This window comes from Muriicola sp. Z0-33 (genome assembly GCF_026126425.1).
In the GTDB taxonomy this organism is placed as follows: domain Bacteria; phylum Bacteroidota; class Bacteroidia; order Flavobacteriales; family Flavobacteriaceae; genus JAFMPW01.
Genome location: NZ_JAFMPW010000018.1, coordinates 1 through 26,468 on the forward strand (window position 1 = coordinate 1; position 26,468 = coordinate 26,468).

Sequence of the window (26,468 nt, forward strand, 5' to 3'; positions counted from 1 at the left end):
CAGGGAAGTTAAGTCCGTCTGCGCCGATGGTACTGCTACACCAAGTGGGAGAGTAGGCCGCCGCCTTCTTCGAACCCTGAAGTAAACTCGTTTTACTTCAGGGTTTTTTTTTGCCTGAAAGTCCCTGCACTTTAGTCGGGGTAGATGTTTTACCTATCTTTAGATGTAAATCATCCGCTATGTCCAGGTATTCATTCCTTATTTGTGTCTTAGGGTTGCTAACCATCAGCAGCTGCAAAAAACAGTCAGCAACAACCCGATCCAAACCCAATATTATATTCATTTTAGTAGATGACCTCGGAATCATGGATCTGGGTTTTTCAGGGAGCCAGTTTTATGAAACCCCCAACATAGATAAATTGGCCAGCCAGGGAATGGTATTTACACAGGGATATGCCGCCAGCAGGGTTTGTAGTCCGTCAAGAGCCAGTATCATGACCGGGAAATTTACAGCAAGGCATGGAATCACCGATTGGATAGGTGCCAAATCCGGAACGGAATGGCGAACACTTAACAGGCATGATAAGTTATTGCCCGCAAATTATGAGCACGAATTGTCTGCGCAGGATACAACGCTGGCAGAAGCGCTGCTGAATGCAGGGTATACTACCTTTTTTGCAGGGAAATGGCATCTGGGTAGTGAAGGTTCGTATCCCCAGCAACATGGTTTTGAAGTGAATAAAGGCGGGTGGGAAAAAGGTAGTCCTATCGGTGGATACTATTCACCCTGGGAAAACCCGAGTCTGCCAAATTTGGAAAAAGGGGAGAACCTCAGCATGCGATTGGCCAGAGAAACATCAAATTTTATAAGTAGTCAGAAGGATGCTCCATTTTTCGCCTTCTTATCTTTTTATGCCGTTCATGGGCCAATACAAACTACTCAGCATAAATGGCAAAAATACCGGGATAAAGCAAATGCGAAAACCCCGGCAAACAGTGGCTATATAATGGAAAGAGTGCTTCCTATCAGACAGGTACAGGACAATCCAATATATGCCGGTTTGGTAGAAAGCATGGATGATGCAGTTGGACATGTATTACAGAGCCTTGTAGAAAATGGATTGGAAGATAACACTATTGTTGTCTTTACATCAGACAATGGAGGAGTAGCCTCCGGGGATTCTTTTTCAACCTCAAACTTGCCATTTAGAGGCGGTAAAGGGTACCAATGGGAGGGCGGAATTCGCGAACCTTACGTAATAAAAGTACCCTGGCTTAGTGACGGAAGGAAAACCAGCAGTTACCCGGTAACCGGAACCGATTTCTACCCCACCTTATTAGATTTTGCCGGTTTGGAGCTCATGCCTAACCAACATCAGGACGGTCTGAGCCTGAGACCGCTGTTGGAAGGGAAGGAAATGGAGGTAGAACGTCCGTTATTCTGGCATTATCCACACTATGGTAATCAGGGAGGAAATCCTTCTTCCATAATCCTGGAAAAGGGTTGGAAATTGATTCATTACTGGGAAGATGGTCATGATGAACTCTACAATTTGATAGCAGACCCGGGGGAACGGGTTGATGTTGCATCGCAGCAGCCGGAAAGAACAGGTGAAATGGCAAATAAATTGTTGAATTGGCTTGCTTCAGTTGGGGCGAATATGCCAGAGAGTGATCCCGAATATGATTTGCTTCTGGCCAAAGAAAGACATGAGAAAATAGTTAAAGAGAAATTACCTTCATTGGAAAAGCAAAGGTTAGAAGTGCTGACTGAAGGGTTTGCTCCCAATGAAGATTGGTGGGGTAGCAAGGTCACAAAAGAATAACTATCAGGTTAAGATAAACCCATTAAAAAAGGCTGCTCTTTATGGGCAGCCTTATTCAATTAAAACAATAACTAGTTAAATTTTTGGAAGATCACCTTCTCCTTTTAGTGGTAGATTAGAACTACCCGTTAAAAAGACGTCAACATGGTGAGCTGCCTGTCTGCCTTCAGATATGGCCCAGACAATAAGAGACTGTCCCCTGCGCTGATCTCCTGCAACAAAAACCCCCGGAACATTAGTGGCATAATCTTTTTCGGTTGCTTTGATATTGGTTCTTGTATCTGCTTCCAATCCCAGTTGCTCTGCTACACTCATTTCAGAACCGGTAAATCCTAAGGCTAACAGGGCTAAATCACAATCCCACTGCTTTTCTGTTCCTTCAACTTCCTTAAGAACAGGGCGTTGTCCTGGAACTTTTTTCCATTCAACCTCAGTGGTAATCAATCCTTTTAAGTTGCCATTTTTGTCTCCAATGAACTCTTTTGTAGAGATGCTAAAAAATCTTTCAGCCCCTTCCTTATGGGAAGAACTTGTCCTTAACCTCATTGGCCAAAAAGGCCAGGGCTGATCTTCTGGCCGCTCTGTGGTTGCCATGGGCATAATTTCAAAATTAACAACAGATTTTGCACCATGCCTGAAGGAAGTGCCAATACAATCAGAACCTGTATCTCCTCCACCAATTACGATGACATTTTTATTTTTAGCCAGTATTTCCTCGCCAAGATCTTTAATCCCATCAACCCGCCTGTTATTTTGTGCAAGAAAATCCATGGCCTGGGTAACCCCTTTAAGGTCGGCCCCTTTTATGGGTAAATTTCTTCTTACTGTGGCGCCACCACAAAGGACTACGGCATCAAATTGGCTCTTTAGATCATCTGCTTTTTTATCAACTCCAATATGCACCCCACATTCAAATAAAATACCTTCTTCTTCTAAAATGGCCAAACGCCTGTCTATGATATGTTTTTCCATTTTAAAATCTGGAATACCATAGCGGAGCAACCCACCGGGTTTCTCATCACGCTCAAAAACGGTTACTGTATGTCCTGCCCGGTTTAATTGCTGAGCAGCAGCTAAACCTGCAGGTCCGGAGCCAATTACTGCAACTGTCTTACCAGTCCGCTCAGTTGGTGGGTTTGCAACCACCCATCCGTTTTTAAACGCGGTTTCAACAATATTTTTCTCAATATTTTCGATAGAAACTGGATCCTCATTTATCCCTAAAACACAGGCTTCTTCACAGGGCGCAGGACATAACCTCCCCGTAAATTCGGGAAAGTTGTTTGTAGCGTGTAAAATATTAGCTGCTTTCGCCCATTTACCTCTGTACACTGCATCGTTGAAATCCGGAATAAGGTTTCCAAGAGGACAACCGCTATGGCAAAACGGGATGCCACAATCCATACAGCGGGCACCTTGATCTTTTATTTCCTTTTCCTTCATTGGAAGGGTAAACTCCTTATAGTTTTTTACCCTGTCCTCCGCGGGGGCATAGGCTTCAACTTTTCTATCAAACTCCAAAAATCCGGTTGTCTTTCCCATCTTCTGATTATGTGGTCTGTAATTTTTCTTCTTCTAATCTAATTAAGGCCTGTCTGTATTCTTCAGGGAATACTTTTACAAACTTCGGCAGGCAGGTATCCCAATTTTCCAAAATTCTTTGTGCCAGAGGACTCATGGTATAATTGTAGTGGCTCTCAATTAATTCCTTTAACTCCTTAATGTCTTCCTCTTTTTCAACAGGCAATAGGTTTAATGCTTCCTTATTACATCTTTTTTCAAAGGTGTTATTCTTATCATATACATAGGCAATTCCTCCGCTCATTCCTGCACCAAAATTTCTGCCTACTTCTCCAAGGATCACTGCTACACCTCCTGTCATATATTCGCACCCATGATCACCAATGCCTTCTACAACAGTTTTGGCTCCTGAATTCCTTACGCAAAATCGTTCTCCGGCTTTTCCATTTATATACGCCCTGCCAGCTGTAGCTCCATAGAGTGAAACGTTACCCGTTATTACATTTTCTTCAGGGACAAATGTTGCTCCATCCGGAACTTTAATAACCAGTTTGGCGCCCGAAAGGCCTTTTCCGAGATAATCATTGGTGTTTCCATTTACCGTCAGTGTCAGCCCTCTGGTTGCAAAAGCGCCAAAACTTTGTCCGGCCGATCCTGTAAAGTTTATTCTCAAGGTATTTATGGGTAAACCTTCCGCGCCATAAGTTTTGGAAATTTCATTACTGATAATTGCCCCAACAGCCCTATCGGTATTATGAATAGGAAAATCTAACTTCAGTTTTTCTTTTCTAAATAAGGATGGGGTGGCTTTTTCTATGATTTCGAATTCTATAGATTTATCCACATCGTGCTTCTGAGCCTCGGTGTTGTAAAACTTAGTCCCCTGAGGTACATCTACCTGATGTAATATAGGGCTGAGATCTATACCAGATGCTTTATAATGGTTTATGGCCTTTTTTCTGTCTAATTTTTGAACCTGACCCACCATTTCATTTACGGTTCTAAAGCCCAATTGCGCCATAATTTCGCGCAATTCCTGTGCTACAAAATACATGTAGTTAACCACATGTTCCGGTTTGCCTTCAAACTTCTTTCTTAGTTCAGGATTTTGAGTTGCGATCCCTACAGGACAGGTATTCAGATGGCATACACGCATCATGATACAGCCTGAGGCAACTAATGGGGCCGTGGCAAAACCAAATTCTTCGGCTCCGAGTAAACAGGCAACAGCAACATCCCTACCAGTTTTTAACTGCCCGTCGCACTCCAGAACAATCCTGTTCCTTAAGTCGTTCATCACCAAAGTTTGTTGTGCTTCGGCTATCCCTAGCTCCCATGGTAAGCCTGCATGTTTTAATGAAGTAAGAGGTGATGCCCCTGTACCCCCGTCGAATCCTGAAACAAGGATAACATCGGCTTTGGCTTTGGCTACCCCGGCGGCAACTGTTCCAACCCCTACCTCTGAAACCAGTTTAACATTAATTCTTGCCTTTCGGTTTGCAGATTTTAAGTCGTAGATCAATTGCGACAGATCTTCAATAGAATATATATCGTGATGTGGTGGAGGCGATATTAAACCTACATAGGGTGTGGAATTCCTGGTTTTGGCAATTGCGGGATTAACTTTTGGCCCTGGCAATTGGCCGCCTTCTCCTGGTTTGGCACCCTGAGCCATTTTAATCTGGATTTCCTTGGCATTTGTCAGATAATTGGAGGTAACTCCGAATCTTCCGGATGCCACCTGTTTAATGGCACTATTACGCCAGTCACCCGTTTCATTTTTGTAAAATCTCTCGGCATCCTCTCCACCTTCACCGGAATTACTTTTACCGCCAATTCTGTTCATGGCAATAGCCAATGTTTCGTGGGCTTCCTTACTTATGGAGCCATAAGACATTGCACCTGTTTTAAAGCGCTTAACAATTTCTGTCCATGGTTCAACCTCTTCAAGTGGAATAGGGTCGTAATTAGAAAACTCGAATAAGCCTCTGATGGTGAGCAGATTTTTGGATTGTTCGTTAACCATTGCTGAGAATTCTTTATAAGTATCAGCTTCGTTTCCGCGAACAGCCTTTTGTAGTTTGGCAATAGACAATGGGTTGAACATATGTTTTTCGCCATCACGACGCCATCGGTATTCCCCGCCCACTTCCAGATCAAGGTTAGCAGCTATTTCTTTCTCTGAATATGCCTTCTTGTGTCTTTTAGCGATCTCTTTTTCAATCTCGTATAATCCTATACCCTGGATTCTGGTTGGCGTTCCGGGGAAATACTTCTCTACCGTTTTGGTATTTATCCCTATACATTCAAACAATTGGGAACCCCGGTAAGAATTAAGGGTAGAGATACCTATTTTATTCATCACTTTTAAAATTCCCTTACCTACAGCCTTGTTGTAATTCTTAATAGCATCTTCAAAGGAGTATTCCGTAATGTCGTTCTGTTCTATTTGCTCCCCAATGATTTCATTTACCAGATATGGGTTAATTGCGCTTGCCCCGAAACCGAAAAGTGTTGTAAAATGATGTACCTCTCTGGGTTCGGCAGACTCTATGATAATGCTCAACTTTGAGCGTTTCCCCAATTTCTGCAATCCACTGTTCACATAGGAACAGGCCAAAACGGCGGGTATAGGTGCCAGGTCCTTACTGACATTCCTGTCTGAAAGAATTATAATATTGGTGGTTTCGTCAATGGCCTTTGAGGCCTTATCCAGGATGGCTTCTAGAGCATCTTCCAGGCCATTGTGCCCCCGCTTAATTTCGTAGAGGATGGGGATAGATACTACTTTATAATCCGGACTGGCATCGTAATTTTTAATCTTATCCAGATCTTCCTTGGAAATTACCGGATTTTGAATTTTAAGTTTCCTGCAATGAAGTTCGGTATAGTCGAAAATGTTGTGGTCTTCCCCAAGGGTCAGGCTGATGTCTGTAATCAGCTCCTCCCTGATACCATCAAGTGGTGGGTTGGTTACCTGAGCGAATAATTGCTTAAAATAGTTGTATATCAGCTGAGGGCGTTCTGACAATACCGCAATTGGGGTATCTGAGCCCATAGATCCTATAGGTTCTTTGGCTGTCTTGCCCATTGGAAGGATGATGGTATTAATATCTTCCTGAGTATATCCAAAAACCGACTTTCTTTTTACGAGAGATTCCTCGTTTAGAAATAAAGGACAATCGTTATAAGGGATATCCTTAAGATAGACGATATTTTTATCCAGCCATTTTTTGTAAGGCCTTAGCTGGGCTATCTCTTCTTTTATTTCTTCATCATTAACAATACGCCCTTCCCCCATGTTTACCAAAAACATTTTTCCGGGTTCTAACCTTCCGTGAAATTCTATGTTCTCAGGTGCTATGTCTATTACCCCTACTTCTGAAGACATAATTACATAACCATCTTTAGTGACAGAATAGCGCGACGGCCGCAGCCCGTTTCTATCTAATACAGCTCCTATATAATTTCCATCAGTAAAAGGAATAGAAGCCGGCCCGTCCCAGGGTTCCATTAAACAGGAGTTGTATTCGTAAAAAGCGCGTTTCGCTTCAGACATATTGGTATTCTTCTCCCAGGCTTCAGGAACCAGCATCATCATCACTTCGGGTAAGGACCTTCCGGTCATAAGGAGCAGCTCAACAACCATATCCATGGTGGCCGAATCCGATTTCCCGGGGAGTATCACCGGGAGGATTTTCTTGATATCCTCTCCAAAAAGTTCACTTTTCAATAACTCCTCTCTTGAGGTCATTCTGGATACATTACCCCTTAATGTATTAATCTCACCATTGTGGCACATATACCTAAATGGTTGCGCAAGATCCCAGGTGGGGAAGGTATTGGTAGAAAAACGCTGGTGAACTAATGCCAATCTGGTCACCACTGCCGGATCCATCAGATCTTTGTAGTACAATTTTATATCATTGGGCATCAACAACCCTTTAAATATGATGATCTTTGTGGATAGACTCGGGACATAAAAGAATTTGTTCTCTGATAATTTGGATCCGCTAACAGTATGTTCCGTAATCTTTCTGGCGATATAAAGTTTTAGGTTGAAGTCGAAATAAGTTTGTTCTTTATTTTCTTTTCCAACGAATAATTGTTTTACAAATGGCTCTGTCTCCATTGCAATCCTTCCTGGGATTGATCTGTTTACCGGCACATCTCGCCAACCCAGTAATTGTAGCCCTTGCTTCTTTATATTTTCCTCGAAAATTTCGATACAGAAATTTCGTTGATTTTCTTTACGGGGAAGGAAGATATTGCCAACGGCATAGGATCCCGGTTCTGGCAATTCAAAATTACATTGTGTTATAAAATATTCATGGGGGATATCTATAAGTATACCCGCGCCATCTCCTGTTTTCCCGTCAGCGCTTACTGCACCGCGATGTTCTAATTTATCTAATATTTCCAGGGCCTTGTGGATGATATCATTAGACTTCCGTCCTTTCAGGCTACAGATAAATCCTGCACCGCAATTATCATGTTCAAATTCTGGAAAGTAAAGTCCTTGTTGCTCCAACTTCATACATTATCATATTTATTCAAAAATATCATTTTAGCTGAATAATATACAGCTTGAAGACGTTAATCAAACAAGAAATTAATTATTTTGAAATAAAGGTTGCATATTATTCAAAATACCTATTTATGGGGAGCTAAATTGTGATTTTGATAATGAAGAATACGCAAAACAGGGAAATTTATTGACCAAATTTCCGAACAACAAGAGAAGTCAATAAGAAGAAAAATCAAGTATTTAAGCCAATAGTGATATGTGGTTGTATTAATCTTTAAGAAGATCTCTGGAAATAACAATTTTTTGTATTTCCGTGGTGCCCTCATAAATCTGTGTAATCTTGGCGTCTCGCATCATTCTTTCCACATGGTATTCCTTTACAAAACCATTGCCGCCATGTATCTGAACTGCCTCTATAGCGGTATCCATTGCTACCTGAGAGGCGTACAACTTGGCCATTGCGCCAGTCACATCATAATTCTTATTATTGTCTTTATCCCAGGCCGCTTTGTAGACTAAATGACGGGCTGCTGCAATTTGAGTGTGCATATCGGCCAGTTTAAAAGCAATCGCCTGGTGTTTGCCTATTTCCTTGCCAAAGGCCTTTCTTTCTTTGGCGTACTTTTTAGAAAGTTCATAGGCTCCTGCGGCTATCCCCAAGGCTTGCGCTGCAATCCCTATACGACCACCGGCCAGGGTTTTCATGGCAAATTTAAAACCAAATCCGTCTTCCCCTATCCTGTTTTCTTTAGGAACTTTAACATCGTTAAAAAGCAGGGAATGGGTATCACTTCCGCGTATACCCAATTTGTTCTCTTTAGGACCAATTTCAAATCCTTCCATTCCTTTTTCAATAATCAGGGCGTTGATACCCTTGTGACCTTTCTCAACATCGGTTTGTGCCATTACAATATATACCTCGGCGGAATTTCCATTAGTGATCCAATTTTTGGTCCCGTTGAGAATATAGTGATCGCCTTTATCTATGGCAGTTGTTTTTTGAGAGGTGGCATCACTTCCAGCTTCCGGTTCGGACAGGCAAAATGCCCCAATGCAGTTTCCAGAGGCTAATTGAGTAAGGTATTTCATCTTCTGTTCTTCGGAACCATAGGTTTCAAGGCCCCAACAAACCAGCGAATTATTTACTGATACCACGACAGATGCAGAAGCATCAACTTTTGATAGTTCTTCCATGGTTAGCACATAAGAAAGGGTATCTAAACCACTTCCTCCGTATTTTGGGTCTACCATCATGCCCATAAACCCCAATTCTCCCATTCTTTTTACCTGCTGTTCAGGAAATTCCTGGGCATCATCTCTTTCAATAACTCCGGGTAATAATTCTGTTTGGGCAAAGTCTCTGGCTGCCTGTTGAATCATTAATTGTTCTTCGGTAAGTGTAAAATCCATTCCTATATGATATTGATAAAAAACCAATGCAAATATAGCTGTATGTTGGATAATATTCAATAAGCAAGACGATAAATTAAGAATTGTTTAAATATTACTTAAAGTGCACCAGCCGTATTTTTGTAGGAGATAAGCGAAGAAACAAGGTGTAACCTGAGCAATATTTTTATATTTGTCACTTATAGCACAGCCTATTTCATTTAATCCTAAAGTTATGAGACAGCACTAACCCCTTTTGGGGATACAAGAGGAAGTTTAAGAGAGAATTAGAAGTGTAATTAGTGCAACATAAAATTAGGAAGTCATGGAAATGAAAGAATTACTTAAGAAGTATGAAAATAAACCCGCTGAAATTGTATTTAATTGGAAAGACCCCGAGACAGAAGCCGAGGGTTGGACGGTTATAAATTCGCTAAGGGGAGGCGCAGCAGGCGGAGGAACCAGAATGCGAATAGGTTTGGATATGAATGAAGTAGTATCACTTGCCAAAACAATGGAAGTAAAATTTACTGTTTCGGGCCCTCCGATTGGAGGAGCTAAATCTGGTATAAATTTCGATCCCAGTGATCCAAGAAAGAAAGGCGTTCTTGAAAGGTGGTATCATGCCGTTTCTCCACTATTGAAAAGTTATTACGGAACGGGTGGAGATTTAAATGTGGATGAAATTCACGAGGTCATCCCGATTACCGAGAATGCTGGGGTTTGGCACCCTCAGGAAGGGGTGTTTAATGGCCATTTTAAACCTACAGAGGCCGATAAAATAAATAGAATTGGTCAGTTAAGGCTTGGGGTAAAAAAAGTGTTAGAGAGCGAAAAATATTCCCCCGATCTACGCAGGAAATATACGGTAGCCGATATGATCACTGGTTTTGGTGTAGCGGAGGCTGTAAAACATTTTTACGATATTTATGGCGATAGCGTTGTTGGCAAGCGGGTAGTTGTTCAGGGCTTTGGAAATGTAGGTTCTGCAGCTGCTTTTTATCTGGCAGGGATGGGCGCCAAAATAGTTGGAATAATAGACCGCGTAGGCGGGGTGGTGAATGAAGAAGGGTTTACTTTTGAGGAGATCAAGGATTTTTTCAGAAATAAAAAAGGCAATGCTTTAATGGCGGAAAATCTGATTCCTTTTGAGGAGATTAATCAAAGTATTTGGAAATTGCCAACAGAGGTATTTGTACCCTGCGCTGCATCCAGGCTGGTTACCAAAGATCAGATATCCACTATGATAGATACGGGTCTTGAGGTAATTTCGTGCGGGGCTAATGTACCTTTTGCAGATGAAGAGATTTTCTTTGGTCCTATTATGGAGTATACAGATGAACGAGTGAGCCTGATCCCGGATTTTATTTCGAACTGTGGAATGGCCCGCGTTTTCGCATATTTTATGGAAAGAAGGGTAGGAATGGACGATGAAAAAATATTTAATGATACTTCAAATACCATTCGAAAGGCAATTTTGAATATCTTTAAGCAGAAGACATATAAAACTAATATAAGTAGAACCGCTTTTGAGATTGCAATTAAGCAGCTCATTTAACTAAAACCAACCAACTATGGAGGCCATTATTATTATTGTATTCCTTGTGGGTTATTTAGCAATAACCCTCGAGCATAACCTTAAAATAGACAAACTAATTCCGGCACTGGCCATGATGGCCATTTTATGGGCAATTATTGCCCTGGCACATTTACCGGTTTTTGAGGTCAATGCAGAAATACAAGAGTTAGAACCTTCGCATCTGGATGAAATGTTATTGCATCATCTGGGGAAAACGGCGGAGATTCTGGTATTCTTATTGGGCGCAATGACCATAGTTGAAATTATTGATTATTTCGATGGTTTTGCAACCATAAAGGGATATATCAGAACCAGAAGCAAGCGCAAGTTGTTATGGCTATTTTCATTACTGGCATTTATCTTATCGGCCATTATAGATAATCTTACCGCAACTATAGTACTTGTTACTATTCTTCAAAAAGTTATAAGAGACAGAGAAACCAGACTTTGGTTTGCCGGTATTATTATAATTGCCGCAAATGCTGGAGGGGCCTGGTCGCCAATTGGAGATGTAACCACTACCATGTTATGGATTGCAGAGAAGGTGACCACCGTCCAATTGGTAATTCATGTACTGATTCCTTCTATAATTTGTATGGTAGTTCCCGGGCTAATAGCATCGAGAAAAAAGGCTTTTAGTGGGATGATAGATGGTGAATTTGAAAAGGAGCCTGCAAAGTCGCCCTTTGGGGCCACCATGCTCTACCTTGGGCTGGGAGCTATAATTTTTGTGCCGGTTTTTAAAACCATAACACATTTACCACCCTATGTTGGGATGATGCTTTCATTAGCTGTGGTAGCTACTTTTGCCGAAATTTACAGTGGTACAAAATTCAGCATTTCAGGGATCGATAGTGAAGAACACGATACGGTGGGTCATCACAGTCCTGTACACAGTTCTTTGTCTAAAATAGAGCTCCCAAGTATCTTATTCTTCCTTGGAATTTTATTAGCCGTTGCCGCTCTGGAATCTCTGGGTTATTTATTTCATTATGCAGCGAGCTTAAATGAGGCAATTCCAAATCTGGATATAGTTGTAATGTTATTTGGGGTAGGCTCTGCCGTAATTGACAATGTACCTTTAGTAGCTGCAAGTATGGGAATGTTCTCAGAACCTGCTGATAGTCCGTTATGGCACTTTATTGCATATTCTGCCGGAACGGGTGGAAGTATGCTTATTATCGGATCTGCCGCTGGGGTTGTTGCCATGGGGATGGAAAAGATAGATTTCTTCTGGTATCTTAAGAAAATTGCCTGGTTGGCCATGGTTGGATTTGTGGCCGGAGCCATTGCATTTATTTTATTGCGCGATTTTGTGCTTCATGCATAATTTTATCGATAAAATACCGTTATAAAGGCAACTTTAATAAGAGAGAATATATGATAATGTTTCAAGACCTTGTGGACGAGACCCAACTAGGTGAAATAGCTTCTGAGGAAAAAACACTTTCAGTAATAGATTTAATATTCAATGGCGGTACAGGTAGTATCGTTATAATTTCTGTGCTTTTCGCCATGCTGGCCGTTGCGCTTTACATTTACTTTGAGCGATTATTAGCTATTAAGGCCGCTTCGCAAATAGATAAGAATTTCATGAATCAGATTCGGGATCATGTAATGAACGGTAAATTGGAAGCCGCAAAAATATTATGTGCGCAGACAGATTCACCGGTAGCAAGATTAACAGAAAAAGGAGTTTCCAGAATAGGGAAACCACTGGATGATATAAATACTGCTATTGAAAACGCAGGTACCCTGGAGGTATATAAACTGGAAAAAAATGTCAATATTCTGGCCACTGTTGCAGGTGCTGCCCCGATGATTGGGTTTCTTGGAACCGTAATTGGTATGATTTTGGCATTCCATCAAATGGCAAGTAGTGGGGGGCAAGCAGAAATGGGCGCTTTGGCTTCAGGAATATATACTGCAATGACCACCACCGTCGCCGGTTTGGTAGTTGGTATTATAGCTTATATGGGGTATAACCACCTGGTAAACAGAACAGATAAGGTAGTACACAAGATGGAAGCTAATGCTGTGGAGTTTTTAGATTTATTGAACGAACCTGTTTAGGAGTCTATTATGAAATTGAAAGGAAGAAATAAAATCAGCCCGGATTTCAGTATGTCATCTATGACAGATATTGTTTTCCTGCTATTGATTTTCTTTATGTTGACGGCAAATTCTCCAAATGCATTGGATCTGTTGCTGCCAAAAGCAAAAGGGAAGTCTACCAATACCCAAAATGTTTCGGTAACCATTAACAAGGACCTGGAATATTTTGTAAATAATGAAAGAATCAACGGAGAATACATTGAAATTGAATTGAAAAAAGCATTGGAAGGCGAGGAGAAGCCTACCATTATCCTTAGAGCGGAAGAGAATGTGGCTATAAAAGAAGCTGTCAACGTCATGGATATTGCCAACAGGAATAGCTATAAGGTGATCTTAGCTGTACGTCCAAACTAGGATGTTATTTAGTTTCCATTCGAACTCAAGATTCCCGGATTTTCTTTTTAAAAACTAGTTGGGCACTATGTCATTTTTAGATACGAGACATAAGAAGAAGTCTTTTACGCTTACTACTTTTCTGCTAAGCGTACTGCTGCTATTGTTGTTCTACATTGGACTTACCTATATGGAACCGCCAATAGAGAATGGGATAACGGTGAATTTTGGCACCATGGAATTTGGCATGGGGAATGAACAGCCAAAAGAAAAGATAAAGGCCCAGCCTACGGAAAAGAAGGAAGTAGTAGAAGAACAGGTAGAAGAGGAGACCGAGGCTGCACCGCCCGAGGAAGTGGCCGAAGAGGATGTAACAGAAAAAGCTACCGAAAAGGTGCTGACCACAGAAGATCCTGAAGCTATTAGAATAAAGCAACAACAGGCGGCCAAACGCAAGGCCGAAGAAGCTGCTAAACTTGCAAAGGCCAAGGCCGAAAGAATTGAGGCCGAGAAAAAGGCTGCTGAGGAGAAGGCCAGGAAGGAAAAGGAGGCCAAAAAGAAAAAGCTCGATGAGCTTATGGGAGGCTTAAACAAGTCTGATGGTGAGGCAACGGGTAGTGAAGGTGACGATAACAGGGCAGGAGATAAAGGCCAACCGGGGGGAGACCCTTATGCTACCAGTTATTACGGTGCCCCGGGTTCGGGAAGTGGTACAGGAGGTTATGGCCTTAGTGGAAGATCTTTGGTGAGCAAGGGAAAAGTGCAACAAGAGTGCAACCAGGAAGGAAGGGTAGTAGTAAAAATTGTTGTAGACAGAAATGGAAAAGTTGTCAGTGCCACCCCTGGAGTAAAAGGCACTACAAATAGTCATCCATGTTTACTGGAACCGGCCAAGAAAACGGCTTTTATGCACAAATGGAATTTAGACTCCAAAGCCCCCAGTCAGCAAATAGGATTTGTAGTAGTGAACTTTAAACTTGGGGAATAGGAAATGACCTATCAGGAAACCGTGAATTGGATGTTTAAGCAACTTCCAATGTACCAGCAGATGGGTGAGACCGCCTTAAACGCTAAACTAGACAATATCCTTTCGCTTTCCAGTCACCTGGGAGACCCTCATAACAAATTTAAGAGCATTCATGTGGCCGGAACCAATGGCAAGGGTTCTAGCACTCATATGCTGGCTTCTGTGCTTCAGGAGGCAGGATATAAAGTAGGGTTGTATACTTCTCCACATTTAAAAGACTATCGTGAGCGTATTAAAATTAATGGGGAGACCATTGATAAGCAGGCTGTGATAAAATTTGTAGCGGACAATAAGCCCTTCTTTGAACAACGGGGTTTGTCATTTTTTGAAATGTCTGTGGGGTTGGCCTTTTATTATTTCGCGTTGAAGGAAGTAGATATCGCCGTTATTGAAGTTGGTCTGGGAGGCAGACTGGATGCCACCAATATAATTAGCCCTGAAGTCGCCCTGATCACTAATATTGGAATGGACCATACCGATATGCTTGGGGAGAGTCTGTTAGAGATAACCAGGGAAAAGGGTGGAATTATTAAGAAAGGAGTCCCTGTGGTGATTAGTGAATATCAGGAAGAACTGGCCGATGAATTTAGAAGTATCGCCAAAAGACAAGATGCCGAAATTGTTTTTGCAGAACACGAAATAGCAGAGGATTATGAGACTTCATTGTTAGGTAATTACCAGGCTAAAAATGTAAAAGGGGTAATTGCATGTTTGAGAATGCTAAAAGGTTTTGAGATCAATAAAGAAGATATAAAGGCGGGATTATTAAATGTGGTGCAGAACACGGGATTAATGGGCAGGTGGCAAATACTGCAAACCCAGCCCAAGGTGATTTGCGATACGGCACACAACAGTGAAGGATTAAGCCTTGTATTAGAGCAATTAAGCCAACAGCAATTTAAATCGCTGCATATAGTCCTGGGTTTGGTTAAGAACAAGGATTTAGATAAGATACTCCCTTTGTTTCCAAAAGGAGCACAGTATTATTTCTCATCCCCGGCGGTTCCCAGGGGCTTGAGTTCGGATACTTTAAAAAACGCAGCTAACAGCTATGGATTAGAAGGTGCGGTTTATGATTCCGTACCCCGGGCTTTAGAAATTGCCCTGAGTAATGCTGGGAAAGAAGACCTTGTATTTGTAGGCGGCAGTACTTTTACGGTTGCTGAGGTGGTATGATGAGATTGCTTCACTGTGTTCGTAATCACGGGTAATTTTTTGCCGGATTTTGTTTTAGGTAACAAAAAACTATTCTATATTTGCACTCCCTTTTGGGGCGCTTAGCTCAGTTGGTTTAGAGCACCTCGTTTACACCGAGGGGGTCGGGGGTTCGAATCCCTCAGCGCCCACATCAAGCAGATAATCCATTAGCTTTCAGCTAATGGATTTTTTTATTCCCGAAAGAAGTGAAAGTTTATTTTCATCTTCTTGAGGAATAAAAAAAATAGCCGCTATTGCGGCTATTGATTATCTATTTGCAGAAGTGGTCTCGCACCAGGGATGAACGAGCATGGCGAGTTAATCCTCCTAAATATGAGTGTTATTATAGTTTGCCAACGCACCACCTGGCTCCTCACTATAATAGGTCCTCAGGACCTATTATCTTCGTTCGGCCCGGTCTCGCACCAGGGATGAACGAGCATGGCGAGTTAATCCTCCTAAATATGAGTGTTATTATAGTTTGCCAACGCACCACCCCCTCGCCTCCGCATAGCCGCTACGGCAGGGCAAGGTGGCTCCTCACTATAAAAGTTCCACCGGAGCTTTTATTCTTGTTCGGCCCGGTTGCGCACCAGGGATGAACGACTGTAAGGAGTTAATCCTCCTTCCATCCATTCTGATAAAAATGGGAGGCCAACGCACCACCCCCTCGCCTTCGCGTAGCCGCTACGGCAGGGCAAGGTGGCTCCTCACTATTAAATTTTCACCGGAGCTTTTATTCTTGTTCGGCCCGGTTGCCCACCAGGGATGAAGGACAGGATGGAAATAATCCTTTTTTAACTCCAGTTCCTCCCATGATTAAAGTGTTTTCTGAATTCATGTTTATTGGTTTTGAAAAAAATATTAATTATGCGTCAAATGTTAGAAGCTTATTGATATTTTTTTTGATAAAACCTTTAATTATTTACCATTCAAATGGTCTTCAAAGAATTGAATTTTCTTGTTCAATTCTTCTTTTAATCCATTATCAGAAATTTCACCATCTGAAAAATTATCATAGAAATTTGGCAATGAAAAATCTGCAGTTACATTACCCCCTAAGTATGGGAAATAGGCCTTAGCAGCTTGTAAAACTGTTCTACCACCTCTGCCGCCCGGTGAAGTCGCCATTAAAAGCATTGGTTTATCTCTCCATATTTTCATATTTACACGAGACAACCAGTCTATAGTATTTTTAAATACCGCGGCATAAGATCCATTATGTTCGGCAAGAGATATAATAAAACCATCGGCCTTGTTAAATGACTCATCTAGCCTTTTAACCGCAGTAGGTATACCATTTTCGGCTTCAAAATCAACTCCATATATGGGTAAGACATAATCGTTTAAGTCGATTGAAATAATCTCTATGTTTTCTAATAAATTACTGGTGTGGGATATTAAACTTTTGTTGATAGATTTTTGACTATTGCTCCCTGATATTGTAATTATTTTTTTCATTGTTATTGTTTTTTAGAGATTAGATTATCTATTGACCATTTTCCACTACCATTTATTACTATGGTTAAGGCAAGACCGATAATTAAAAGAGAATATTCGTAACCTTCACCTGCTTGATTACCAAACCAATTCATAAAAAAGCCATGTTCTAACTGCGTAGTAAAAATGATACCCAGGAACATTCCTGCTAATGATAAGGCCCAAAACCTACTGAAGATTCCTAGAACCAATGAAATAGAGCCGAAAAACTCAATCATTATTACTGAGAAGGCTACAATACCTGGTAAACCCATATGTGTAGTAAATGTTTCCATAGTTGCTGAATAACCATAACCATCGAAGAGGCCTAGTAATTTTTGTGCACCATGCGGAAATAGTACTAGACCAAGTGTTAATCGCGCAATGCTAAATCCGATATTTGGATGAGTTGTTAAAAGTTTTTTGACTAAAATTTTCATGATATTTAAGATTTAAAATTGTTTATAAAGTTTTCCGGTAATACACGCCGAAAGATGATTTTTCTATAGGTTTTGGCCCATACTGGTCAAAGTCCATACCGATACCAAACTGATGTCTATTTAATGACACACCAATACGTAATTGCTGATAACTTCTTGAGTGCGTTTTGAATTCATCCCAAATGGTTAAAAACTGACCATTTAACCAAAGAGATACTTTATCACTTAAAGATTTGTTGAACTGGAACTGTACAAATGCTTCTGCATAGCTCGCATCAGTTTGCTCAGAATGGGCAACTGTAGGAATAATTACAAATAATACTCGTGAAATTTTTAGTGTGAACTTTGCCGACAAACGTTCCGAATACCCGGCAAAACTGTTGTAATATAAAGAGGGACCAATAGCAATATTCTTATTAATATTCCAGAATAGTGTTGGTTGAACACCTATTTCATCAAAGCCTTGGTTTTCTTCATCTTTAAATTTTTGAAAGAAAGCCAGGGTATTAATGCTGAGAGTCTTGCCCTCATTAATAGTATAACTTGAGAATAATGTAAAATCTGTTTTGTCAAAACCAGAAAACAGTTCCACTTGTGTAAATTGTGCTTGCAAATAGTTTGCAAATCCAATTGTTATTAAAAATGTAATGATTATGATTTTTTTCATGCTTCAAAATTCCGACAGGAGCACATGAAAAAAAATGAACTAGTTTAAGACTTTTACATTCTATTGACTTTAGAAATAATCTTACTCATAAATTCTGGCGTAATACCAATATAAGCTGCTAAGTCCTTTTGGGTAATTCTATTGGTAATTTTTGGGTATTTCTTTTTGAACGCGATATATCTTTCCTCCGCGTTTAAGGATATGCCATGATTAGAACGCCTTATGTAACTTACAAGCGACCTCTGATAAAGTATCCGATAAAATCTTTCGAATTTTGGTATTTCTTGAAATAGTAAATCATAATTGGCCCTGGAGATACCTAATAATTCCGAATGCTCCGTAGCCTTAATAAAATAATGTGTTGGTTCTTTGGTCATAAAACTAGCCATGTCTCCTGTCCAATAGTCCTCCACAGCGAACATGGATATGTGAGGTGCACCATCTTCATCTAAGGTATACACCTTTAAGCATCCTTTTGTTATAAAATACTCATATTTGGCAATATCACCTGCCTGCATTAAGAATGCCTTCTTTTTAACTTTTATTTCTGTAAGTAATGAGAGGTATTTTTGTTTTTCTAGCTCAGTTAAATCAATAAACCTTGCTATATTATTAAGTATTAGAGTATGTGATTCTTTGTAGTTCAATTCACGCTTAGTTTCAATGAATTTAATTTAAAGTATTAATATTAAATAACAAAGAGAGTTATATATCAATTGAAATGAGCCCTCTACCTTCTATTTTTGCAACCTTAAGCGCCGCGACTTATAGTTTGCTAACACTTGCTATTTTGAACTTGGAATGGTATTCCTTAAAATAAGCTTGCCTATTTTACGTAAATGATTATTCCAGGATTTAGTTTGAGTTAGTTGCCTTTTTTTATTAGCCATTTTCCAGGATTATTCCTAACATATGGTGCAAAAGAAGCACTAAGATTTATAGCCCATAGGTATTCCACTTTCTGTTATCCAAGGGTTTTATTGGTTTAAAATTTTAGTAACAAAATTTATCCATTCGTATTCAGGGACCTGCTCATCAATATAATAATCTGGTTGAATGCCAATACCATCTATCGCCATATTTGGAATTCTACCGCTTTTAGATAGGGTGTACCAGAGTCTGAAATTATTACATGGGGAGCTTACCCTGTTCATGTTAGAAAAGTCTAACGCCCCCATGGTAGTTCTTCCAAATAGTTTTACCTTCTTACTCTGCATAGCGTCTAACAAAAATTGTTCGTCTGTACTACCGTTCCTATGATTGTGAATAATTCCAACTTGCTTTGGGAAAGGATAAACCTGGTCATATGTTCTGACTGTAACTGCGGTTGTATCAAAACTTACAAATTCACCAATATGCCTGGATAAGGTATCATACTCTTTCCTAAGTCTTACTTTTTCTTCCTGCGAAAACCGCATATCAAATTCCTGAGCCATGCCGGTATATGCTATAAAATCTAACCACCTTTTATTGTTTAAAGGAGTAGAATAAAAATGAAAACTTGGAGTTCTTATCGGGTTGGTATAGATCAAGGGCAAAATTTCATAATAGCCTTCATCAGAACCACCGGTGCCATTTCTTATATCGATTATTAGATTCTCTGTACTTAGAATTTTCTCTTTATTATGTTCTATTACGCTGTCTATCGCCATTTTCTCGGGGGTTCCGGTAAAGGACGGAATTCTAAAATAGAGCGTCGTCTCATTAATTTGCTCCATAAATGGCAAGCGGGTATTTAACGCATTAAATGCAAGCCGATAGGGAGAATTATCCTGGAGTTTCGGATAAATCCTTGAAAGACGTATATCTCCAATTTCAAGATTATTTTTTCCATAAAGGGATACATTATCAGAAGTTACCTCAGAACGGTTCAGCATATAGAAAATAGAAGAAGTTTTACCATCTTGTTCAAATATTTTTAGCTTCACCTGTTCTTTTTTCCATAAGTTGGTTTTTGCATCGATGATGAAGCCGATATAAGTTGCCCCCTCTTTTTTAATCCCTATTTTGTAGCCTCCAAATTGCCATATGCCCTCATAATCATGAACAGATTTTTGTTCTAGATACTCTTTAAATTTGTTCTGATCAATAGAAAAAGTTTCCCAGGCATTTAAATCATCATCAGCCTCCCCAGAAGCAGTATTATTTAAGTTGTTAGCAGACAGGCCAATATATTCCAGACCTATATGCCCGCTTCTGAAGAACCTTAACCATTCATTCAATAATTGCCCGCATTCTTCGGTGTCTTTACTTTCTTTTACTTTATTAATAAAAGACTGGTTGTGCAAAGTATATGCGCGTTGTCCTTTGGTATCTATTATATACTGGTACCCGGCATCATTTTCTTCAAAGGTTTTTTTTGTCCAATTAAAAGTTGCTTCACAATCACATTCCTGACTATACAGCCCCAAAGGGATTAAGATCAAAATTAAAAGTATTTGTTTCATTGGTCTTTTTTAATGGTTACTATCGGTTTATTTTTTTCCCGGTGGTTATAGTTCAGCTTATTTATTTACCGGCCGTATGCCAAAAATTAATAAATAGCCTATCATCCAGAACTCTCCTATTGTAGCGGGTATGGTAAGGCTGCCTACCCATGAGCCTGAAACACCTGCATAGCTGATTGTGGTACTTGCCAAATAACCAATACCGCCAAGTATTAAAGTTCTGCCCAACCAAACAGGCATTCTCCCGGAGCTGGTAATGATGTATCCCAAAGGTATAAGCCAGAGCCCAAAGAAAAGACCGCCAACGCTCCAGGCATTTGATATCAGACTAGTCAATAGATCTATTAGCACTATTTTATCTTCCATTAGCTGGGAAGACTGGGCAATTTTAATGGCGCTCCCCATAGAGATGGCACTCACCATAATGGCAATGGCATTAACTGTCCCCCATATGGCGGTGGCCAGAGCGGCCCACTCATTAATATTCCTGAATAACCTGTAAAACCAGATAGCGGTAAGTGCCTGTGAGACAATTATCATAAATTCTAATAGTAAACGAAGGCGAGCCTTGGTTATACCCTCAACCAAATTGGTCACTGTTTGTTGGGGATCGGCATCGTAAACCTGAGAATGGTATACCATAAATCCTAAAATGCCGGAAACGGCCAAACATAAATACCAGATGCCGGAAGTTCTGGCTATAGTTACTAATCTACTTTGTTCGTCATTTACGGTCATAGTTTTTATTTGTTGGTTCTTTTATTAATCGTTGATAACAGACCTCCTAATACCCTTGCTTTCAATGGCAGGCTTAGCGGGGCCAGTAGCCGAACTTTCGAGCTAAAGATAAGTATTCCTGATGGGTTATTAATTTAGGTCTGTAGTGCGTAAATAATGGGGGCAGGCATTGTAAACGGCAGTTTTTTTGAATTGTTTATGCCCTTCTTACAAATGCAGATTTCAGACCCATTGATCCAAAACCATCCACTTTGCAATCAATGTTATGGTCGCCATCGGTGAGCCGAATATTTTTCACTTTTGTACCTGCCTTAATTGGTTTTGAAGCACCTTTTACCGGAAGGTCTTTGATAACAATTACCGAATCGCCATCATTTAACTGATTCCCGTTAGCATCTAAAATTTTTGGGGTTTCAACTTCTGTATTTTCATTCGGATTCCATTCATGGTAACATTCAGGACAGGCATATATTTCATTCCCTAATGCGTATCCATAAGGGGAGTCACAATTTGGGCAGGGTTTCATTTCGTCAGACATATTATTATTTTAATTGCTACCGCCGATTTGCAAAACTGCGTTTTAATGCAGTTTAGACTTAGTTAGGCGTAGTTTTATTTATTTTAATACCAAAGTAATACGCCCAGATAATAAACAACAGCTGTAGGGGTATTCTAAAATACAGATAGTTTACACCATTCTCCATTCCACCTAATTTTACTTCTCTTATGCTTCCTATGATGTTTGCAGGTAATATGGCAAGAAAGAATAGCACTAACATGATACTGGTTAGTTTTGAGCGCTGTTTGGTTAACAGCCCAATTGAAGCCGTAATTTCAATAATACCCGTTAGATATACAGTTTCTTTTTTAAAAGGAACAAACTCGGGAAGCATCTGAATCATCAGTTCGGCACTAGTGAAATGGGCTATACCTGTAAATAACAGCATGATGGCTAAAGATAATCTCCCAATAAAAGACAAATGCAATCGTCTATTAAGAAGCAATTTGTTTATTGCCAAGGTAATTCCAAAACTGGCTATTAGTAGTATAAGTGGCGCCATTAGATTATTGTTTTTTAATTACACCCAACGGATAGGCCATAATTTGCGTGTGCTGTTCGCTAGACTCGGATTTGAAATTGAGCAGTTTAAAAGTAAGAAATTTAAGGTAGTCCAAGGGGAAAACTGAATTATAGCATTTGTTATCTGCTTTTTAAGATTATTCCGTTCTCGGCCACTTCCAGGCTTGGGATATAATTATTGCAAAGACCAGAATTTCAAGGACGTTAAATATTATAAAGAATGTCTGCCATTCATTGCCAAAACCAGAAACTATAATCAGTATGGAAATACAGGCATAAATGAAGGCAATAACGATGTTCAACCACTTATTGAGTTGTGGTTTTAGAAAAATAGAAAGAAATATCATCAAGGCCGGAATTATTAAAATCACAGAAAAAATCACCAAAAGCCCTGGAGATGTTGGTCCCATTGGAGTTTGTAGCTTCATCATTTTCTCTAATTTCCCAGGGGTCATTAGCCGAAAATAGTCGGCATATATGTATAGAAACATCAGGGAGGTCCAAAGAAATGCCAGTTTAATTTTTACGTTTATTTTGAAATTGGTCAGGGATTTTGGACCGGTCTTTTGGATGCTCATATTTGTTTACTTTATTACTTGGTGTTCAACTAAGACGAACAACGGGCGGAGTCGTTACAGTGGTGCTCAAATTGCAGATAAGTGTTAAGCGTATATTCTGTAGTCAACCAATGGCAGGCTTAGCTGGAAACGCTTTTTTTTCTATATATTTTGGCCGAATGTCAAAAGGTTGCTGTCAGGGTCTAGAAGCGAAAATTCCTTTTGTCCCCAGGGTTTGGTTTCCAATTTTCCATTCGGATGAATTGCTGTCTCTTTTGCCAATAGCGAGTTGTAAAATTCGTCGATATTGTTGGTTCTAATATACACTTGTCCGTAATTCTCTTTGGGTTCAAGAGCTTTAAATTCAAAGAAATGAATTTGAATCTGGTCTTTTTCCATCATCAGGTAACCGTCATAGTCGGCATTTCCAAATACCTTAAATCCTAATCTGGTGGAGTAATACTCCCGGGTAACACTTTTGTCTCGCATTGGTAATTTGGGATGGATGTCTGTGAGCATATAATTCCACATTTTAGTTTTTATTAAACGGTGCCAAGAGCACGCAATTTGAAAAGTAGCGGTTAGTAAGCGCTGTTTTCAAGTTAATATAAAACTACAAAAAAAGCACAAGCCATGATGACATGTGCCGTTCCGCTGGTTTAATGCTGTTTGTTAGCAACTGTTACATTTCTTCCTTTTCTCCATTACTCAAAACTCTATAGTAGCTATCTCCTTCAATAAGCAGGCCTTCGGTTTTTCCGAAAGGCCAATGTTTTTGATAATCCTTTGGATGTTTAACATCAATTCCAATAACTTTTCCGTTGTATTGCCTGTTCACTTTTGATTGAAGTGTATGACCAACTACAATTGTCCTGGCATTAAATTTATTGATCCCAAGCTCTACCTGTTCCTGGCTTAGATCCTCTTTAAAATAGCCTCGATACCAACAAATACCTTTCTTTGTTGATTTTAATAAATTCTCAACCGATTTTTCTGTTTTAGGATAATACGGTTTGTAGTAGGCGCTTCGAATAATCTGATTGACTTTATCCAGGCTTAAGCCAGAATCGGCTACTTCAGGATGAATTCCTCCGTGGGCAAAAAGGTTCCCATTAATGAGTTCTATTGCATTTTTACTTGCGAGCCATTTGCCTAAAAAGGAGTTTCGATTATATAAATCGCTTTGTACTTTTCCTAAAATGTTGGCCACGGCAAGGTACTTGTCAGCTGAAGCCTTATAATCACCTTGCATATTTTTTAGTTCGTGATTTCCGATAATAAAATGTACAACCCCTCCTTGTTTTGCCGCTTCTTGTTCTAATTTATAGATAAACCACAGTACTTGCGTTACAGACCAACCTCTATCTACAAAATCACCAACCAACACTAAATGGCCTTTTCCAAATGTCCAGTTTAGATTGCTATCAATGACTTTATTGCTTATTAGAAAATCTCTGAATGTTTTGTAACTGCCTTCAATATCTGAAATTGCTATAATAGGGTTGCCATCATTATAGGTTACTTGGGGGGTTTTAATATCTGAATCTATTTTAAAATCAAAGCTGGTGGAATCTATTTGAAAATAACTTTTTACCATGATTTCTGAATTAACCGCATATTCCTTTTTATCAACATAAAATCCATCATCTCTGTTTCCTTTCACATAATTTATATTTAAAGTGCTATCATTTTGGTAAAAAACATAAGGGCCTTCTTTGTCTATTTTATACATTAAGGGATGGTCTCCATAATGTGCACTTGCTCCGTGGTAAAGCCCAAATAAAATAGCTGCTGTTCCAATTATTAAAACGGTTGCGATTAGATGTTTTAAGTATCTGAATATCCTTTTTTTCATTTAAATTGATTTTATAAGTGATGTTCGTTTTTTTTGATCGCAGCAAATGTATTTTTAAGATAGTTGACAACTTAATTTTTGTGATGAACCATGAAGTAGTGGTGATGTATCTTCCAAAAAACAGCTAAAGGAATTATTTCGGGCTTTTATTGATTTTCAAACCTAAAAACAGGCCTTTCATCACTTTTTATGAGCTGTTTTTTATATTCTCTTTACTTTGCGGTATGATTTCAATTTTAAAACGTAACAACTGGTTTTTAGCTAAAATTATAGTCTTCATAACTATAGCAATTCCTTTAGGAATAACTATATATGAGTTAGTTATACTTGGTAAAGATTCTGTTCTGTTTCTTGGAGATTTTCATCCGGCTGTTGCAATAATTGTATTGATTTACTATGCTATTCTTCTTCTTGCCGGTGTTATTTGGGTGGTTATTCAACTAAAGGCTGTTTTGAAATTAAAAAATGAAAACAGAAAAAACGAGTTGTTGCATTTGCAAAGTCAGGTAAACCCGCATTTCTTTTTTAACATGCTTAACAATTTGTATGGGATGGTGGATAAGGATATCGAAAAGTCCAAAGATCTTATTTTAAAACTTTCAGATTTAATGCGATATAGTATTTATGAGGGCGAGAAAAGTTCGGTAACACTTGAAGAAGAAATTACTTACCTGAAGAATTATATTGAATTGCATAAAATGCGATATCACAAACAGATTGATATTCTTTTTAATCATGAAGTTGAAGATGAGCATACCAAAGTAATGCCTCTTATGTTTATTATCCTATTAGAGAATGCCTTTAAGCACGGGGTTGAGAATTTAAGAGAAAGTGCTTTTGTCCACATCAATTTAAAAAGTGAGATGAGTGGTATTACATTTGAAATAGAAAATAATTTCGATACAGACGAACTTCCTAAAGTAAAAGGTATAGGATTAAAAAACTTAAAACGAAGATTAGAGCTGGCATATCCAAAAAAGCATAGTCTTATATTTACAAGGGATACATCTATTTTTAAAGCTCAATTAGAATTGCGAAAATGATTAAATATCTTATCGTAGATGATGAGCATATGGCTCATGATATTGTTAAAGGGTATTGTGATATGTTACCTCATATGCAATTAATGAAGCATTGCTATGACGCTCTTGATGCTTTAGATTATTTAAGGGAAAACACTGTGGATTTAATGTTTTTGGACTTAAACATGCCAAAACTTAAAGGCTTTGATTTCTTAAAAACATTACCAAATCCACCTAAAGTTATCGTAACTACGGCTTACAAAGAGCATGCTTTGGAAGGCTATGAATTGGAGATTACAGATTACCTTTTAAAACCATTTAGTTTTGAACGTTTTTTAAGAGCTGTGAATAAAGCCACTCAGCTAGGTGAAAGTATTCCTTCAAATAAGCAGGATAGGGATAATGCAAAAACAGAGCATATTTTTCTTTATAGTGATAAGAAGCATATACAAGTGAATCTTAAGGACATTCAATTTGTAGAGGCAGCAGGAAATTATTCTAAGGTGGTGATGACAGAGAGCAGTGTATTAATCAGAGGGAAAATCTCAGATATGTTAGAGAAACTTTCTTCAGAGTATTTTATCCAGGTTCATAAATCATTTGCAGTTGCTCCCAGACATATTGATAAAATTGAAGGAAACAGGCTATTTATTGCAGACCATATTATTCCGATCGGCAAGTCTTTTAAAACAAATGTTATTCAATTATTGAAGTAGGGTGTAAAGAT

Annotated in this window: 23 protein-coding genes and 1 tRNA gene; 10 read left to right on the top strand and 14 right to left on the bottom strand. The window is 39.3% G+C overall.

What is annotated here, in order from left to right; genetic code table 11:
- The first annotated feature begins 179 nt into the window (after window positions 1–179).
- Window positions 180–1,766 carry a sulfatase gene (locus J1G40_RS16945; RefSeq protein WP_265243851.1) on the top strand — a complete coding sequence of 529 codons (1,587 nt, stop codon included), beginning with the start codon at window positions 180–182 and terminating at the stop codon, window positions 1,764–1,766.
- A 75-nt stretch (window positions 1,767–1,841) separates the two neighbouring features.
- Here the strand turns inward: J1G40_RS16945 and J1G40_RS16950 are convergent, their stop codons facing one another.
- The 3 genes from J1G40_RS16950 to J1G40_RS16960 form a co-directional block, all read right to left on the bottom strand.
- Window positions 1,842–3,308: a glutamate synthase subunit beta gene (locus J1G40_RS16950; protein ID WP_265243852.1), complete on the bottom strand. Its 1,467-nt coding sequence runs from the start codon at window positions 3,306–3,308 to the stop codon at window positions 1,842–1,844.
- A 7-nt stretch (window positions 3,309–3,315) separates the two neighbouring features.
- Window positions 3,316–7,824 carry a glutamate synthase large subunit gene (gene gltB / locus J1G40_RS16955; protein WP_265243853.1) on the bottom strand — a complete coding sequence of 1,503 codons (4,509 nt, stop codon included), beginning with the start codon at window positions 7,822–7,824 and terminating at the stop codon, window positions 3,316–3,318.
- A gap of 258 nt (window positions 7,825–8,082) precedes the next feature.
- Entirely contained in the window at window positions 8,083–9,225 is a 1,143-nt protein-coding gene (locus tag J1G40_RS16960; RefSeq protein ID WP_265243854.1) for an acyl-CoA dehydrogenase family protein, read from the bottom strand.
- Window positions 9,226–9,535: 310 nt separating this feature from the next.
- Between J1G40_RS16960 and J1G40_RS16965 the strand changes: the two genes are divergently transcribed.
- The 7 genes from J1G40_RS16965 to J1G40_RS16995 all read left to right on the top strand — a co-directional run bounded on the left by J1G40_RS16965 (window position 9,536) and on the right by J1G40_RS16995 (window position 15,604).
- On the top strand, window positions 9,536–10,762 hold the full coding sequence (locus J1G40_RS16965; RefSeq protein ID WP_265243855.1) for a Glu/Leu/Phe/Val dehydrogenase dimerization domain-containing protein: 1,227 nt from the start codon (window positions 9,536–9,538) through the stop codon (window positions 10,760–10,762).
- 16 nt (window positions 10,763–10,778) lie between these two features.
- Window positions 10,779–12,113, top strand: coding sequence for a sodium:proton antiporter NhaD (nhaD, locus tag J1G40_RS16970; protein ID WP_265243856.1), 1,335 nt, complete (start codon window positions 10,779–10,781; stop codon window positions 12,111–12,113).
- Window positions 12,114–12,163: 50 nt separating this feature from the next.
- Window positions 12,164–12,856: a MotA/TolQ/ExbB proton channel family protein gene (locus J1G40_RS16975; RefSeq protein ID WP_265243857.1), complete on the top strand. Its 693-nt coding sequence runs from the start codon at window positions 12,164–12,166 to the stop codon at window positions 12,854–12,856.
- A gap of 9 nt (window positions 12,857–12,865) precedes the next feature.
- Window positions 12,866–13,252, top strand: coding sequence for an ExbD/TolR family protein (locus J1G40_RS16980; protein ID WP_265243858.1), 387 nt, complete (start codon window positions 12,866–12,868; stop codon window positions 13,250–13,252).
- 67 nt (window positions 13,253–13,319) lie between these two features.
- Complete coding sequence (locus tag J1G40_RS16985) at window positions 13,320–14,219, top strand: energy transducer TonB (protein WP_265243859.1); 900 nt, start codon at window positions 13,320–13,322, stop codon at window positions 14,217–14,219.
- A 3-nt stretch (window positions 14,220–14,222) separates the two neighbouring features.
- The gene (locus tag J1G40_RS16990) at window positions 14,223–15,434 is read left to right on the top strand and encodes a bifunctional folylpolyglutamate synthase/dihydrofolate synthase (RefSeq protein WP_265243860.1); all 1,212 of its coding nucleotides are present in this window, start codon (window positions 14,223–14,225) and stop codon (window positions 15,432–15,434) included.
- Window positions 15,435–15,529: 95 nt separating this feature from the next.
- A tRNA-Val gene (locus J1G40_RS16995) sits at window positions 15,530–15,604 on the top strand.
- 772 nt (window positions 15,605–16,376) lie between these two features.
- On the opposite strand, the gene J1G40_RS17000 is transcribed toward J1G40_RS16995, so the two are convergent.
- The 11 genes from J1G40_RS17000 to J1G40_RS17050 all read right to left on the bottom strand — a co-directional run bounded on the left by J1G40_RS17000 (window position 16,377) and on the right by J1G40_RS17050 (window position 24,719).
- Window positions 16,377–16,916 (bottom strand): NADPH-dependent FMN reductase, encoded by a 540-nt coding sequence (locus tag J1G40_RS17000; RefSeq protein WP_265243861.1) that lies wholly within the window; start codon window positions 16,914–16,916, stop codon window positions 16,377–16,379.
- A gap of 2 nt (window positions 16,917–16,918) precedes the next feature.
- A complete protein-coding gene (locus tag J1G40_RS17005) occupies window positions 16,919–17,374 on the bottom strand; it encodes a DoxX family protein (RefSeq protein WP_265243862.1) in 456 nt (151 codons plus the stop codon).
- Between the two features lie 22 nt (window positions 17,375–17,396).
- Entirely contained in the window at window positions 17,397–18,041 is a 645-nt protein-coding gene (locus J1G40_RS17010; RefSeq protein WP_265243863.1) for a hypothetical protein, read from the bottom strand.
- A 53-nt stretch (window positions 18,042–18,094) separates the two neighbouring features.
- On the bottom strand, window positions 18,095–18,688 hold the full coding sequence (locus J1G40_RS17015; RefSeq protein WP_265243864.1) for a Crp/Fnr family transcriptional regulator: 594 nt from the start codon (window positions 18,686–18,688) through the stop codon (window positions 18,095–18,097).
- Window positions 18,689–19,018: 330 nt separating this feature from the next.
- Window positions 19,019–20,488 carry a S41 family peptidase gene (locus tag J1G40_RS17020; RefSeq protein WP_265243865.1) on the bottom strand — a complete coding sequence of 490 codons (1,470 nt, stop codon included), beginning with the start codon at window positions 20,486–20,488 and terminating at the stop codon, window positions 19,019–19,021.
- A gap of 57 nt (window positions 20,489–20,545) precedes the next feature.
- A complete protein-coding gene (locus J1G40_RS17025) occupies window positions 20,546–21,226 on the bottom strand; it encodes a DUF4386 domain-containing protein (RefSeq protein ID WP_265243866.1) in 681 nt (226 codons plus the stop codon).
- Between the two features lie 196 nt (window positions 21,227–21,422).
- Window positions 21,423–21,764 (bottom strand): zinc ribbon domain-containing protein YjdM, encoded by a 342-nt coding sequence (locus J1G40_RS17030; RefSeq protein ID WP_265243867.1) that lies wholly within the window; start codon window positions 21,762–21,764, stop codon window positions 21,423–21,425.
- A gap of 58 nt (window positions 21,765–21,822) precedes the next feature.
- Window positions 21,823–22,287 (bottom strand): hypothetical protein, encoded by a 465-nt coding sequence (locus tag J1G40_RS17035; RefSeq protein WP_265243868.1) that lies wholly within the window; start codon window positions 22,285–22,287, stop codon window positions 21,823–21,825.
- 157 nt (window positions 22,288–22,444) lie between these two features.
- Complete coding sequence (locus J1G40_RS17040; protein ID WP_265243869.1) at window positions 22,445–22,885, bottom strand: DUF6326 family protein; 441 nt, start codon at window positions 22,883–22,885, stop codon at window positions 22,445–22,447.
- 141 nt (window positions 22,886–23,026) lie between these two features.
- Entirely contained in the window at window positions 23,027–23,383 is a 357-nt protein-coding gene (locus J1G40_RS17045; RefSeq protein ID WP_265243870.1) for a bleomycin resistance protein, read from the bottom strand.
- Window positions 23,384–23,546: 163 nt separating this feature from the next.
- A complete protein-coding gene (locus J1G40_RS17050) occupies window positions 23,547–24,719 on the bottom strand; it encodes a metallophosphoesterase (protein ID WP_265243871.1) in 1,173 nt (390 codons plus the stop codon).
- Between the two features lie 224 nt (window positions 24,720–24,943).
- Between J1G40_RS17050 and J1G40_RS17055 the strand changes: the two genes are divergently transcribed.
- Together J1G40_RS17055 and J1G40_RS17060 are read left to right on the top strand one after the other, a co-directional pair.
- Window positions 24,944–25,762: a sensor histidine kinase gene (locus J1G40_RS17055; RefSeq protein WP_265243872.1), complete on the top strand. Its 819-nt coding sequence runs from the start codon at window positions 24,944–24,946 to the stop codon at window positions 25,760–25,762.
- On the top strand, window positions 25,759–26,457 hold the full coding sequence (locus J1G40_RS17060; protein WP_265243873.1) for a LytR/AlgR family response regulator transcription factor: 699 nt from the start codon (window positions 25,759–25,761) through the stop codon (window positions 26,455–26,457). The genes J1G40_RS17055 and J1G40_RS17060 overlap by 4 nt, the downstream gene beginning before the upstream one ends.
- The last annotated feature ends 11 nt before the right edge of the window (window positions 26,458–26,468 follow it).

Coding starts and splice junctions, on each gene's coding strand:
- J1G40_RS16945 (WP_265243851.1), top strand. CDS start 180: ATGTCCAGGTATTCATTCCTTATTTGTGTCTTAGGGTTGCTAACCATC.
- J1G40_RS16950 (WP_265243852.1), bottom strand. CDS start 3,308: ATGGGAAAGACAACCGGATTTTTGGAGTTTGATAGAAAAGTTGAAGCC.
- gltB (WP_265243853.1), bottom strand. CDS start 7,824: ATGAAGTTGGAGCAACAAGGACTTTACTTTCCAGAATTTGAACATGAT.
- J1G40_RS16960 (WP_265243854.1), bottom strand. CDS start 9,225: ATGGATTTTACACTTACCGAAGAACAATTAATGATTCAACAGGCAGCC.
- J1G40_RS16965 (WP_265243855.1), top strand. CDS start 9,536: ATGAAAGAATTACTTAAGAAGTATGAAAATAAACCCGCTGAAATTGTA.
- nhaD (WP_265243856.1), top strand. CDS start 10,779: ATGGAGGCCATTATTATTATTGTATTCCTTGTGGGTTATTTAGCAATA.
- J1G40_RS16975 (WP_265243857.1), top strand. CDS start 12,164: ATGATAATGTTTCAAGACCTTGTGGACGAGACCCAACTAGGTGAAATA.
- J1G40_RS16980 (WP_265243858.1), top strand. CDS start 12,866: ATGAAATTGAAAGGAAGAAATAAAATCAGCCCGGATTTCAGTATGTCA.
- J1G40_RS16985 (WP_265243859.1), top strand. CDS start 13,320: ATGTCATTTTTAGATACGAGACATAAGAAGAAGTCTTTTACGCTTACT.
- J1G40_RS16990 (WP_265243860.1), top strand. CDS start 14,223: ATGACCTATCAGGAAACCGTGAATTGGATGTTTAAGCAACTTCCAATG.
- J1G40_RS17000 (WP_265243861.1), bottom strand. CDS start 16,916: ATGAAAAAAATAATTACAATATCAGGGAGCAATAGTCAAAAATCTATC.
- J1G40_RS17005 (WP_265243862.1), bottom strand. CDS start 17,374: ATGAAAATTTTAGTCAAAAAACTTTTAACAACTCATCCAAATATCGGA.
- J1G40_RS17010 (WP_265243863.1), bottom strand. CDS start 18,041: ATGAAAAAAATCATAATCATTACATTTTTAATAACAATTGGATTTGCA.
- J1G40_RS17020 (WP_265243865.1), bottom strand. CDS start 20,488: ATGAAACAAATACTTTTAATTTTGATCTTAATCCCTTTGGGGCTGTAT.
- J1G40_RS17025 (WP_265243866.1), bottom strand. CDS start 21,226: ATGACCGTAAATGACGAACAAAGTAGATTAGTAACTATAGCCAGAACT.
- J1G40_RS17030 (WP_265243867.1), bottom strand. CDS start 21,764: ATGTCTGACGAAATGAAACCCTGCCCAAATTGTGACTCCCCTTATGGA.
- J1G40_RS17035 (WP_265243868.1), bottom strand. CDS start 22,287: ATGGCGCCACTTATACTACTAATAGCCAGTTTTGGAATTACCTTGGCA.
- J1G40_RS17040 (WP_265243869.1), bottom strand. CDS start 22,885: ATGAGCATCCAAAAGACCGGTCCAAAATCCCTGACCAATTTCAAAATA.
- J1G40_RS17045 (WP_265243870.1), bottom strand. CDS start 23,383: ATGCTCACAGACATCCATCCCAAATTACCAATGCGAGACAAAAGTGTT.
- J1G40_RS17050 (WP_265243871.1), bottom strand. CDS start 24,719: ATGAAAAAAAGGATATTCAGATACTTAAAACATCTAATCGCAACCGTT.
- J1G40_RS17055 (WP_265243872.1), top strand. CDS start 24,944: ATGATTTCAATTTTAAAACGTAACAACTGGTTTTTAGCTAAAATTATA.
- J1G40_RS17060 (WP_265243873.1), top strand. CDS start 25,759: ATGATTAAATATCTTATCGTAGATGATGAGCATATGGCTCATGATATT.